The 11,850-nt window shown below is 44.2% G+C and carries 12 protein-coding genes; 10 read left to right on the top strand and 2 right to left on the bottom strand.

All coding sequences use genetic code 11. The features are described from left to right. From AC075L_RS19885 to AC075L_RS19895, 3 genes are all read left to right on the top strand, one after another. The coding region (locus AC075L_RS19885) for a hypothetical protein (protein WP_476388065.1) at positions 1-236 on the top strand (236 nt) is incomplete at its 5' end. Further along, complete coding sequence (locus tag AC075L_RS19890; RefSeq protein ID WP_476388066.1) at positions 196-402, top strand: hypothetical protein; 207 nt, start codon at positions 196-198, stop codon at positions 400-402. The genes AC075L_RS19885 and AC075L_RS19890, both read left to right, overlap by 41 nt. Positions 403-449: 47 nt before the next feature. After that, entirely contained in the window at positions 450-746 is a 297-nt protein-coding gene (locus AC075L_RS19895) for a hypothetical protein (protein WP_476388067.1), read from the top strand. A gap of 160 nt (positions 747-906) precedes the next feature. Here AC075L_RS19895 and AC075L_RS19900 read toward each other — a convergent pair whose 3' ends face one another. Continuing rightward, positions 907-1,254, bottom strand: coding sequence for a hypothetical protein (locus AC075L_RS19900; protein WP_476388068.1), 348 nt, complete (start codon positions 1,252-1,254; stop codon positions 907-909). A 5-nt stretch (positions 1,255-1,259) separates the two neighbouring features. Further along, positions 1,260-1,445 carry a hypothetical protein gene (locus AC075L_RS19905; protein WP_476388069.1) on the bottom strand — a complete coding sequence of 62 codons (186 nt, stop codon included), beginning with the start codon at positions 1,443-1,445 and terminating at the stop codon, positions 1,260-1,262. Positions 1,446-1,558: 113 nt separating this feature from the next. Here AC075L_RS19905 and AC075L_RS19910 point away from each other — a divergent pair, with 113 nt between their 5' ends. The 7 genes from AC075L_RS19910 to AC075L_RS19940 form a co-directional block, all read left to right on the top strand. Then, positions 1,559-2,995 carry a hypothetical protein gene (locus tag AC075L_RS19910; RefSeq protein ID WP_476388070.1) on the top strand — a complete coding sequence of 479 codons (1,437 nt, stop codon included), beginning with the start codon at positions 1,559-1,561 and terminating at the stop codon, positions 2,993-2,995. Between the two features lie 54 nt (positions 2,996-3,049). Beyond that, positions 3,050-5,521, top strand: coding sequence for a VirD4-like conjugal transfer protein, CD1115 family (locus AC075L_RS19915; protein ID WP_476388071.1), 2,472 nt, complete (start codon positions 3,050-3,052; stop codon positions 5,519-5,521). Positions 5,522-5,646: 125 nt separating this feature from the next. After that, positions 5,647-5,913: a hypothetical protein gene (locus AC075L_RS19920; protein WP_476388072.1), complete on the top strand. Its 267-nt coding sequence runs from the start codon at positions 5,647-5,649 to the stop codon at positions 5,911-5,913. Beyond that, positions 5,900-7,141, top strand: a complete 1,242-nt coding sequence (locus tag AC075L_RS19925; protein WP_476388073.1) for a hypothetical protein — start codon at positions 5,900-5,902, stop codon at positions 7,139-7,141. Before AC075L_RS19920 ends, AC075L_RS19925 begins: the two co-directional genes overlap by 14 nt. 1,641 nt (positions 7,142-8,782) lie before the next feature. Beyond that, entirely contained in the window at positions 8,783-9,637 is an 855-nt protein-coding gene (locus AC075L_RS19930) for an ATP-dependent DNA helicase (RefSeq protein WP_476388074.1), read from the top strand. 161 nt (positions 9,638-9,798) lie between these two features. After that, on the top strand, positions 9,799-11,373 hold the full coding sequence (locus AC075L_RS19935; protein ID WP_476388075.1) for a ParB/RepB/Spo0J family partition protein: 1,575 nt from the start codon (positions 9,799-9,801) through the stop codon (positions 11,371-11,373). A gap of 45 nt (positions 11,374-11,418) precedes the next feature. Next, positions 11,419-11,850: hypothetical protein (locus AC075L_RS19940; protein WP_476388076.1), on the top strand; the 432-nt coding region annotated here is incomplete at its 3' end.

An 11,850-nucleotide genomic window follows, 5' to 3' on the forward strand; every position in this document is an offset into this window, starting at 1 on the left:
ATGTATCTCAGATGAATGGAAACATTGCAAGTTTCCAGGCTTCCTGTGATGCCGCGGAAAAAGAGCTCCTGTCTGTCCGGGAAGAAAAGGCAGCGTATGAGGCTAATTTCAGGGCATATTCCGACAAATGCTCCAAGTATCAGGCATTCCGGGCTTTAAAAGAAAATCTACATGCCTCTTCCGGAGGAGCCGCGGATGCCGGAAGGCAACCTGGAGGAGAAAAAGACAGCCCTTGACGGCGAACTGAACGGGGCAATCACAAGGGAAAACCTGCTTGCAGTTAAAAATGCGCTTCCGGAACAGGAAGAACGGTTTAAACGTACTGGAAGCCTTAACCTCTGCTTTTTCCAAAAAAGGTTCCGTAATGGAGAACAATACAAATGTTTATCTGGGGTTCTTTGAGCAGCAGATGAACGAATCGTGCAATAAAGTTAGGTTATGTTATCTCCATGGAGATGGAGAGCGGACTGCGTGTCCGTATTGGCAGGAACGGAAGGACTCCGGTAGATGTGGATACCTGCTCCGCGGGAGAAAAAGCGGTAGCGATCTTCCTGTTACTAGATCTGTTGAACAGTTTTACCGGTATCCGGCTCCTGTTCTTTGATGAAGTGGAAATGCTGGATAACAAAGTCTTGGAAGCTTTGTTGAAGCTGGTGGAAGAGAAGAAAGGCAGTTATGACCACATTGTGATCACAGGTGTAAACCATGATGATACGCTGGAGGCAGTTGACAGGATTTTGAAATAAGAACAGGAGAGGATATCCTCTCCTGCATTTTCAGGAAGTACAGGGAGGAAGCTCCCCGTACTTTTTTTTGTAATTGATCAAAAACGTATAGTAATTATAATATAGCTCACTTTTAAGGGAATCCGGAAGACTGAAGTGCAGGAACTGCACAGGTGTCTTGCTAAAAGCTCTTATACAGCTGGTAAAGCTTTTTCTCCCGTAAAAATGTAAGCCCCTCAGGGGAACAGAAGAACCGGTACATCTCCTCCACGACGGAATGGAATACCATGTTATTCTTGATCGCATACTGGAGGCAGATACCTGCTCTTACAAGGCCCTTGTTTCCATACATATATTCTCTTGGATAACGGATCTCCCCGTTTAGTACCTGCCTGTAGACTTTGATCACATATTTTGCAAAGTCATAAGGTACTTCTTTGGGATATATGAGGTATACGATATATTCTGTGTTGTCTTTTGTCAGCTCAGTTGGAAAATTTATGTAATTTAAGAGCTGTGTCAGTTTCATGGTCTCTATGACAGCCGGGAAAAAAGCCGGTAAGCTTCCATGGGCGTCCATCTGAGAAGTTTTTCAATCGCATACCTGAATACGGACAAAGCCAGCTGTTCGTTGGCTGACGGTTCATTCTGGAACAGGCGCGGCGGTATCTTTGGGAGATTCCCGATCAGGACCTGTTCGTATTCATTGATGACATCCATTTTGATCTCCTTCCTGATGATATTTCCCATAATATGCAGAATCCCAAACAGTCGAATTTTTTTCATTTTATCAAAACAGCAGAATGCTGAAAAAATTGAAAGGAGGAAGCACCATGAGAGAAGTACAGGATCCTAAGGGGGATATGATGAACACCATGAATGTTATCGATGCATCCGCCAGGGCAGCAGGGGCGGTTGCCTCTGCGATCGGGTATTATATCGAGACAAGGGCCCTGCAGGATAACAATGCCAAAACCCTGTATAACTACATGAAAAAAGGCGGCCAGTTAAAGATGATGGAGTGTGAGGAAAAGGAAACCCTCCGCTCCCTTATGAAATCATGTGACAAGCTGGGGATCGCATACAAGGAGTGTGCCTTTGATCGGAATGGAAAGGAGTCCTATGGTGTCATTTTTGCAGATAAAAACGAAGATGCCATGAAACAGTTAAGGACGGATTACCTGGTTGCCAACCACAAGCTGTTCCAGGTTGACCAGGATACGATCCGCAGATTTAATACCCAGCAGGAACCGGAAAAGATCTCCGGGCTTGATTTTGCCGAAATGAGTTACATGAAAGACCGGGCAGTAAAAAACTATATGCTGTTTGCCGCGGAAAGGGAAAAGGAAGGAAAGTATGCTATTTACCATAGGACAGAAGATAAACGGATCTTTGATGCGTTCCATACCGGGGTGATACAGGAAAGGAATGGTTCAGGAAAAGCAGTTTATGATTACATGAACACACAGCGGAAAAACAAGGAGGATATCATAAACCTTGTCCACGCTGCCAATGGATCGAAGTTTTATATCTCAAATGCCAGTGGCTCCCATGTGATGATGATCAATGAAAACGGTGCCTATATGGAACGCATGGCTGGTAAAAACCCCGCTTTGGAATTCTGCGACCGCAGGGATCCGAGATTTGAACGGTTTATCTGTGAACAGGTAGACCGCATGAACCGTCCGCGGATGTTCCGTGACCAGAAGGCGGAGAACCTTGGAAAAGAACTGATTGACCGCATCAACCGCGGACAGAAGGAACCGATGACCATGCAGGAAGCCCAGGAGCTCTTAAAAGTAAAGGAACTGAAGGGACTCCGGAAAGAAGAACTTGCAAAAATGTTCAAGAAAGAGAATCTAAACGACCCGGAAAAAGCAGAGGCTTTTTATAAGATCCAGAGGTCCATCGACATCATGCACACCAAACAGGAAGGTGTCAACATGGCACAGCCGAAAGAGTCGGAGAAAGTTGCCTTTGATGCAGAGCATGAAGCAAGGATGAGCGTGGAGATGGCAGTCGGGAACTGTGTCAGGAGTTCTTCACAGGAACTCAGGTCATTTGCTTTCCAGTATATGGACGGAAGCATCACAAGGGACCAGGTCGTGCAGTTTTCCGAACAGTTCAATTCCGACATACGTGCCACTATGGACTGGCGTGAACCATTTGACATCCCGGATTATCTTGACCAGAACGGAGACAATATTCTGGATGAATTCCAGGATCTGGATAAAGACAAGAGCCCGGATCTGGAACCGGAAAGGGACTAGGCTGCATATCCTGAATAGGAGGGAGTCAGCCGGTGCAGCCCCGGCTGCAGTTAAATGACAAAAAAAGATGACATGATGCCTGTTTACCTTGTGCTGGGAGGAGTGATGTTTATCCTGGTCCTCCTTCTTGCCGGAAACCTGGCATTTTACCAGATGTATGGTCTGGATGGTATACAGAGGGCTTTTGATGACATGATGAGGTTTAGATTCCACATCGGGTTTAACAGTGTCTATCTGAAATATTACGGGGCAGGCGCTTCCCTGTATGTGATCGCTGCCCTGCTCATATATGGGGATAACCAGAAATTCCGACATGATGCAGCAGGTATCGAAGGCGGTTCTGCAAAATGGACTTCCAACTACAGTGATTATAACCGGAAGCATGCGGATCCGATCGGGAAAAAGACCTGTAATGGGCCGATGAACATGATCCATTCGGAGCATGTGCGCCTGTCCCTGGAGGATAAGAAAACAAGGCTCAATAATAATGTGCTGATCGTCGGTGGTGCCGGTACTGGTAAATCACGTTTTGTTATTAAGCCCAATTTGCTCCAAGAAAATGCGAGCTTCATACTCTCGGATCCGTCAGGAGAACTGCTTGGAACCCTTGGAAAAGAGATGAAGAACCAAGGATATGATGTCCGGGTGTTCAACCTTGTAAACATGGGATTCTCTAACTGTTATAATCCGTTTTGTTATATCAGGGATGATGCAGGTGTCGGCATCCTTGTTGACACGCTGATCACGAATACCACGCCCCCGGAGAAGAGCGGTGGGGAGCCGTTCTGGGAAAATTCCGAAAAGGCGCTTTTAAACGCCTGTATTTTTTATCTGAGAGATTTTGCCGACAAGGGTGACAAAAACTTTCCCATGGTATTAAAGATGATCCAGATGGCACAGATGGATGAAAACCCGGGTGCAAAGGGGCCGTCCAGTGTGGATGATACAAACCTGGGCAAGCTGTTTACCGGAAAGGCTTATCTGGAAAATGGGAAGTTAAAGGAATATGCCAATACGAAAGAGTCTGAACTCAGGGCAAAAGAGATAAAAAAATCACAGGCATGGAAGAATTATGAGACGTTCTCCCTTGGCGGAGTAAAGACGTTAAAGTCCATCCTTATCTCCGCAGCGGTACGCCTTAACCCGTTCAATATCCCGGAAATCGCAAACCTGACCCGGAGGGACAATATAGACCTTGGCACCATCGGAGACCATAAGACGATCCTGTTTGTCATCATCCCGCAGGCGTATTCTACTTATAACTTTATTGTAAGCATGATGTATTCCCAACTTTTTGATACTTTGTATTATAAAGCAGAGCATACGAAGCCTACCGAGGAAGAACCGGATGTAGAATTCCTCCGTCTGAAATACCATGTACGATTCATAATGGACGAGTTTGCTAACATCGGAAAAATACCGGAGTTTCCTGCTAAAATATCTACCATGCGTAAATATAACATTTCCTGTACAGTCGTGCTTCAATCTCTTGCCCAGATCAAGGCTATGTACAAGGATGATTATGAAACCATCATAGGTAACTGTGATACAAACATCCTTCTGGGAACCCAGGAGCAGACAACTGCGGATTATTATTCCAAGCAGCTTGGATGTGCCACAATCCGTAAAAGAGGGGAGAGTGTCAGCACAGGGAAAAAGGGCAGCGGTGGCATGAATTTTGGACCGCAGAAGAGGGAACTCATGACCATGGATGAAATCCGTACCATGCCCCCGGAATGCTGTCTGGTATTCATCAAGAACGTAAACCCTTTTTATGATAAGAAATATCCGCTGGAGAAGCATCCCCGTTATAAATATACCGGCGATGTGGACAGCAAGAATATGTTCGATATCACAAAAGAGAAAGATGAGAACGGTAAGATCATCTTCTTAAATTCTGTTTCAGATACTTATGCGGATATGTCCGTTGCCCCTCCGGATGAGGGAGAGGAAACCCTTAAGGCTATTTCCATGCCAAAGAACATCGAAGATACGGAACTGGGAAATAAAGAGGAACCGGACGATCCGAAAGTAAAACTGGCACACATCATGGATCTGGATTCCAGACAGGAAGGAAGACAGTATAAGATCGCCCAGTTTAATGAGGTCACTAAGAAACTTAACATAGAAGTTGCTACTCAGAAAAAAAGCGGAAAGAAGGAACCTTCGATCTGTATCTATGTCCCACAGGTGGATTTTAATGATATCCCCATGTTTACCAGGATGGCATTTAAAAAGTATAACGCACCTGTTCTGATCTTCACAAATGATCTGACAGTGTCCCTGTATACGAGCCTGATCGGATATTATATCGATAAAAACGGCATCCTGAAAAACGTCCTTTCCTCTTCAGTAAAAGGAAAAGAAGCATATCTTTACAGTGAAGATGAGGAGTTCAGTATCTACTGTATCAAGGATGTCGGACTTGAGTCTTACGAATCCATCCTCCAAAGCCTGCGGATGAAAGACAATGGCGCAGGGGCAGCTGCGGAGCTTGAAGATTTTCTTAATGAACTTGGAATTTAAAGAGAGAAATCTGTTTAAAAATACCGTCTGTCGGTTGTACCGGCAGGCGGTTTTTTCGTACCACAAAAAAATAACTATTCTTCATTTTCTCCTTCAGATAAACGTCGTAAAAGGAGGCTTTTTTTATGGAGATACCGGAAAAGGATTATGACGAGTTTGAAGGACGGTTAAAGGAACTGTCCTATGCAACTGATTATATCCCTTCATCAGAAGATCTGGGCTGTGTCATGGAAGACGGGAAACTGCCGGACAGGTTTGTATCGTTTTTTATGTGGCTGGACATGCATCATCCGGAGCCGATCGATGAGGAAGAGAAAAAAATGCTGAAACGCATCAGGAAGATCCTTTATACAAGTGTGGAAATTACGGAGGAAACAGATGGAGCTTTATAATAAGGAAAAAAAGAAAGCGGAAGTTTCCATGCGAAAGAAAGGCTGGAAGGACAATGAGGATTCCAGTCTGGAAAAATATATGGAAATACAGAAAGCAAATAAGAGAGTCCGAAAGGACATGGATGCGTTGATATCCGTATCCAGGATGTTCAAGTATGATATGAAGGTCATGGTCGGCAAGGCAGTTTATATGTTCAAGATCTTTGAGGACTGGATCAAAAGAGACAACGCAGCATCCTATATATCGGAAAAAGCAAGGGATGATGATGGCAGGGTGGTCATTCAGGCTGTAGGGATCGAAACGACAGATCCTGTCCTTGCCTTCCCATGCATGATGCCGACATTCATGCTTTACAAAGAGTCCGGAAAAGGAAAAGTGTACCAGTATGTCTGGGTATTAAAGTTTCCTGTGTGCCAGAAAATGGAGTCCAGCTGTCATCTGCTGGAGAAAGCAATCGCATATCTGTGCCCGGGTGCAAAGCCGATCTATAAGACAAAAGGGATCATGGTGCCTGGTATTAAGGACGTACGCATATTAAAAGGAAAAACAGAGCTGCTTTACAACATAGAAACAAAATACTCCCTGTCAGAGATATGGGAGGAAGTTGGCAAAAGGTTTCCTGTAAGAGGACGTGCCCTGAAAGTATATATCAACAATGACATGCTGTATCGGGAAGGCCTTTCCACCACAAAACAGTTCATAGCGATCCGCAGACTAAATTCCCTCCGCAGGATGATCCGGGAGAAGAAAGATCTCAAGGAGCTTGAATGGAAGCAGATGAAAAAGATCCTGTACTGGTTCTGGTGTTTTGCCATGGACGTAGGGTATGAAGATGACGAGATCGTATTTTTGATCGACCAGACATTCCGCAGACAGGGGATCATCATGCCTCAGGCGTATATAAAAGAAACTAAGGCGGATTCCACTTATAAGATCAAAAATGAAACACTGAATGATGTCTTTGGTCTTCAAAGCGACGAATATTTCCATGTGCCAAAGAAAAAAATGCCGAAAGAAGAATACGTAAAACAAATGGATGACAAGAAGACTGCAATGACAAAGGCAGTTACAAGCCTGTTTTATAGAGGATTAACTGTTGCGCAGATTGCAGAAGAGCTGCATATATCCAAGCGTACGGTAATCAGCAGGAAAAACGATGCAAAGAAGTTCGGATGGATTCCGTTCAGAGGAAAATTCTTTGAGAAGTCAATCTGCTGGACTGTCTGATACGAAGAAATGTAATTGAATACTATAGTAGAAGGCCTTAAACACAAAGGTCTCATTTGCGTGTCCAAAAACAGTAATTTGCAACAGGATTTATATGTTATTATGAATTTATTTGTTTCAACCTGCCTTTCTTTCGGCAGTAAAACGTTTTTAATGATATCCAACGGTCTGCCCGGCCAATAAATCCCTTTTATTCTCATATCATAATAAAAAAAGAAGTCTGAAAATAATAGAGAAACAGTAATAGTTGTCAGAAGAAAACAAAGCGGAACATGTTTGTTATTTTTAGTTTCTTAAGCTTTAAAAGCCTGACGGGACGTTACAGCACTACTATACATAGTTAGCTTGGCTCAGGACATTATAGAAGTTACAGTCAGAATGGAAGTTTTAAAACTGAAGATATTAGGTGGGTTGGTAGCAATGTCGAATTATCAGAAATCAATATGAGAAGTCGGAATTGCAAGACGAACGCAATTGCAGAATATGGTTGTTATTTTTAGTATCTTCGAGTTTTTAAGAGAACTCCGGGGATGTAAATATACTACATCTGTTAGAATACAGAGACAGACAACAGGAGAGGTTCCGTCATTACAAGATAAATGTAAGACAGAGGATAGAGCCGACTGGCTATAAGCTGTAGATCAGGATCCAACCGGATGAGGCAAGTCCCAAGGTAAACGATAAGCATCGATTGGAGACTTCTTAAACAGCAGTGGTTTCCGTTCGGGTAATTCTAGTTATCCGAAGCAAAGCTCCACAGATGAATCATCCGCGGGAACAACAGAAGAGTCTAAGGAGCATAGATGTACAGAGCATCATGCAATATACTGTACTATCATTACATATACCATAGGAAAGTCGTAACCAATTGCCAATGGTTCATCGTAACAACAGAGGCTCTACATTATCGAACTGGACAAATGACAGGCATGGGATTGTACCATGGGATCCTGTCATATTAACTTCATGTATGTAAACTCTGGCATTGATAAATCTCTGGATGTGTCAATCAGCTTAACAAAGCAGATTCCTCACAAGGTCCAGACAGAGGGGTTACTATGTTCCTACTATCCATCAGGAACAGCGGCGGACAGGGTTGGATACTTTGGTACTGTCCTCAATGTCAGAGTGTTATACCTCTTCGAGATCCCAGAGGAGTATGCTCCAAAGTGGGAGTTCCTGGCAAAGTTTTACGCTACTGGCCACGGAAGTCAGTGAGGTCCTTAAAGCCAGCAACGAGAGGTATTGGCCGTACGTGAGATTTTGGCTGTAGATAGGGTTCAGCATTCCTGTCAGCAAAAGCTTTGGTACTGTTCTCAAAGTCAGGAGTGCTATCCCGTTTTGAGATTCCGACAGATGATGTTCCAGAGGGGGCAGTATATGATAAGGTTTAACGTTACTGGCTGCGGAAGTCAGTGAGGTCCTTAAAGTCATCAACGAGAGGTATAGGCTGTACGTAAGATTCCGGCTGCGGATATTGATAAGGAATTCGATGGTCAGCAGGATAGCCAGAGGAGTTGGCTTTTGATAATATACTTTGAAATACAAAATAGTGAATTCGAATTCACTTTTTTCCATGCACAAAGGAATTTATCATACCAGGTACTCCTTCTGCTCGTAAGGTCAGGAATGTCTCTGTTTATGGCTGTAGAGGAAGCCGGTTCTCTCATGAGAGTGGATATCCAGTCCGCTGCGGATGATGTCCTTGAAAAATGGATTCTCTGCGGAGATCCGGATCAGATCGAAAGCGTTGGCTGCGGCTCTGTATTCAGAGACCTTTTAAACAGCAATACTTTCTGTACGGTGACGCTGAACCAGTTCATGAGACAGGATGCCCAGTCCTCCATCGTACAGAACTGTAAGAAGATCCTGGAAGGAAATCCTGACCTGATCGCCGATGAACAGTTTTTTATCGGACGGTATGAGTCTGATGAGGCTGCAAAGAGAGCCCTGTTGTATTACTATCCCAAAGATGAAGACTGTATGAAACATCAGATCCTAAGTACGACCAAGCAGGGGAAAGTAGGGACAGAGGTGCTTAACAGGACGTTAGAAGGCCCCGCAGATGCAGACAGTCTGATCTATCATGATTATGTATACCGTGCCGGGGACAAGGCTGTATTTGTGAGCAATAACTATAAGGCCGGATACTGCAACGGAGATGTAGGTGTGATCACAGAGATCCACAACGGCATGACGGTAAGTCTTGGGGATGAAACGGTTTCCCTGGGAGAATACGATCTGGATGAGATCCTTCCTGCAGATGTCATTACAGTACATAAGTCGCAGGGTGGGGAATATGAAGATGTTTATGTCATGCTTCCGGAAAAGCCGAGGGTGCTGCTTACCAGAAATATTCTGAATACGGCAGTATCAAGGGCAAGGAAGAAAGTGATGTTATTTACGGTCAGAAATTCCCTTTCCATATGCGTCTCAAATGTCATGTCACATAACAGGGATACGTGGCTGTCTATTTTTTTTCAGCAGGATAATTAAAAAAATATTTTTTATCATATTACGCTGAAAAAACGTTTCTGTTTTTTCGTATCAGAAAGACGGAAAGGAGGGGAGTGAAAGAATTAACTATATCAAAAGACAGCAGGACATCAAGTCCATGTGTCTTGGACGCACATATCAATAATCTAAGGAGGATCATTATGAGCAGAAAAAAGTCAACAGGAGAGAAGGAATTTGCAGTGATGCGTTTTACGTTCATCCTTCCGGAGAACATTGTTGAAAACAAGTTAAACAATGCCGTCATCAACAACATAGATTATTTAAAGGAGAGTATCCGCCAAAACGGATTAAGGCAGCCAATCGATGTCCTTCCGGAAAAAAATGGGACTACATACAGGATCATAGGCGGTCACAGAAGGTTTGCTGCCATAAAGCAGGGGATAGAGGAAGGATATGGATGGTTTTCAAAAGGGATCCCATGTGTTATCCAGCCACACCAGATTGAAAACACGATCGATGAGCAGATCGTCATGTATGAGGAGAACCTGAGCAGCCGCAACTATCAGGACGGCAATTATCTTGAAGGAGTGAAAACCCTTTATATGCTATATCAGGAGAAGAGCCGTAATGATGAAGAGTTTAAAGGTTCTGCCTTGATCCGGAGGCTGGCGGAGAAACTTAATGTCGGAACCAGACAGGCGTATAAGACAGCTTTCATTGCTACATCCGCGGCTCCATGGATCACATATGCAGTCGAGGCCAGGCTGCTCCCGATCGATGTAGCGGCTATGATCTCTCATCTGGATGATGATAAACAGAAAGCCCTGCATAAGATCTTCAATGAGCATCAGATGATACCGAAGGAGATCCTGAATATGTACCGTAAGGGATTCCAGAAAAAACAGGAGTCTTCAGATGATGGAACGAGCCAGGAGAATATATCAGAAAGTGGACCACAGGAAGTAATGGAGGAGCCAAAGGAAATTCAGGCGGCGTCAAAAGAGGAAGAACCTGGACATCCGGCGGTTTCTGAGCCTGAGCTGCACACTCCGGTTCCTGAACCTGTGATGCATACTCAGGAGGTTTCAGAATCGGTCCCGGAAGCATCCAGGCAGCAGATGCCTGTTTTGGAAGGAGTGTCCAAACAGCCAGTTGCTGCTCCAGGATTCCATGCGCCGGAACCGCGAAAACCATCTGTTCCTGTTGATCTTGCAGGACAGCAGACGGAAGAGCCTGTAGCCCGGCCTGCGTTACAGACAGAACAGTATCCTAAGGAAGATCAGTCATCTACGGAACAGTGTCCGGGAGAAGAGAAAACCCAGACTGTTTTAGAAAAGAGCCATGAGGAAGAGAAAGCCCAGGCTGCTGCACGTAAGCAGGAAATCAAGGATATGGTTTCTCTTTATGACGATTCTAATTTCTTCGGAGAGAATGATATTGAAGATCCTTATGATGGATATGACAACGCCGATTACGCAGGCTATGATGATCCTGAGGAACCGGACTACGAGGATGATGTAGAAGAGGAGAGGTCTGTTTGTGCCCCGGTTAATTATCATGTAGATACAACTGATTCTGCGCTGACCGCCTTGGCATGGTTTTCCGAAATGGTGGACAGAAATGGTGCCAGTGAACAGGAAATGGCATATGTAGATACGATTGTAAAGATGCTTGCAAAATTCTATTTTCCTCATTTTGTCAAACAGGGCTATGTAGATGGCAAAATGAGAGACACTGTTAAAGAGATCGTGGATATGATGTCCGGTCTGGTATGAGTATCAGGGAGGGAGATTTCCCTCCCTCTTTTGGAGATTTGGATTATGAAGATGATAGGTAGATTATTTGATCTGTATACACAGGCAATGGATAACAGTTTTCTTGATGTCCGCAGCGTCGGCATAGACCTGCTCTTTCTGTCTGTGTTTACGGCGGCTGTATGTTTACTGCTTGGTTTTCTGCTGGGAAAGATATTTAGGAGAAGGCTGTATAAGACAGTTTTTCTCCTTGTGGCAACAGGAGTATCTGCCTGCCTTGAACCCATCATGAGAAACCTTCCTTCTTATGTTCTGAGATTAAGGGAGATCTTAGATAACGTGAATTATATCATGAGTTATAAGGACAATCTCAGCCCTTTTCTTGCGGCGTTGGGGCTTACGTCGGAAAATGCGTCAAAGGTAAAAAGCATCATATATTACATGAACGGTTCTGAGTGGAAAAAAGTTGAGACCGGGACGGGTTATATGAACTGGTAT

The sequence above is a fragment of the Blautia sp. ZXY-1-B12 genome, assembly GCF_056339915.1.

What these genes read in the sequence shown, in the direction of transcription:
- AC075L_RS19900 (WP_476388068.1), bottom strand. Translation starts at nt 1,254, where the DNA reads ATGAAACTGACACAGCTCTTAAATTACATAAATTTTCCAACTGAGCTG.
- AC075L_RS19910 (WP_476388070.1), top strand. Translation starts at nt 1,559, where the DNA reads ATGAGAGAAGTACAGGATCCTAAGGGGGATATGATGAACACCATGAAT.
- AC075L_RS19920 (WP_476388072.1), top strand. Translation starts at nt 5,647, where the DNA reads ATGGAGATACCGGAAAAGGATTATGACGAGTTTGAAGGACGGTTAAAG.
- AC075L_RS19925 (WP_476388073.1), top strand. Translation starts at nt 5,900, where the DNA reads ATGGAGCTTTATAATAAGGAAAAAAAGAAAGCGGAAGTTTCCATGCGA.
- AC075L_RS19915 (WP_476388071.1), top strand. Translation starts at nt 3,050, where the DNA reads ATGACAAAAAAAGATGACATGATGCCTGTTTACCTTGTGCTGGGAGGA.
- AC075L_RS19895 (WP_476388067.1), top strand. Translation starts at nt 450, where the DNA reads ATGGAGATGGAGAGCGGACTGCGTGTCCGTATTGGCAGGAACGGAAGG.
- AC075L_RS19890 (WP_476388066.1), top strand. Translation starts at nt 196, where the DNA reads ATGCCGGAAGGCAACCTGGAGGAGAAAAAGACAGCCCTTGACGGCGAA.
- AC075L_RS19935 (WP_476388075.1), top strand. Translation starts at nt 9,799, where the DNA reads ATGAGCAGAAAAAAGTCAACAGGAGAGAAGGAATTTGCAGTGATGCGT.
- AC075L_RS19930 (WP_476388074.1), top strand. Translation starts at nt 8,783, where the DNA reads ATGGCTGTAGAGGAAGCCGGTTCTCTCATGAGAGTGGATATCCAGTCC.
- AC075L_RS19905 (WP_476388069.1), bottom strand. Translation starts at nt 1,445, where the DNA reads ATGGATGTCATCAATGAATACGAACAGGTCCTGATCGGGAATCTCCCA.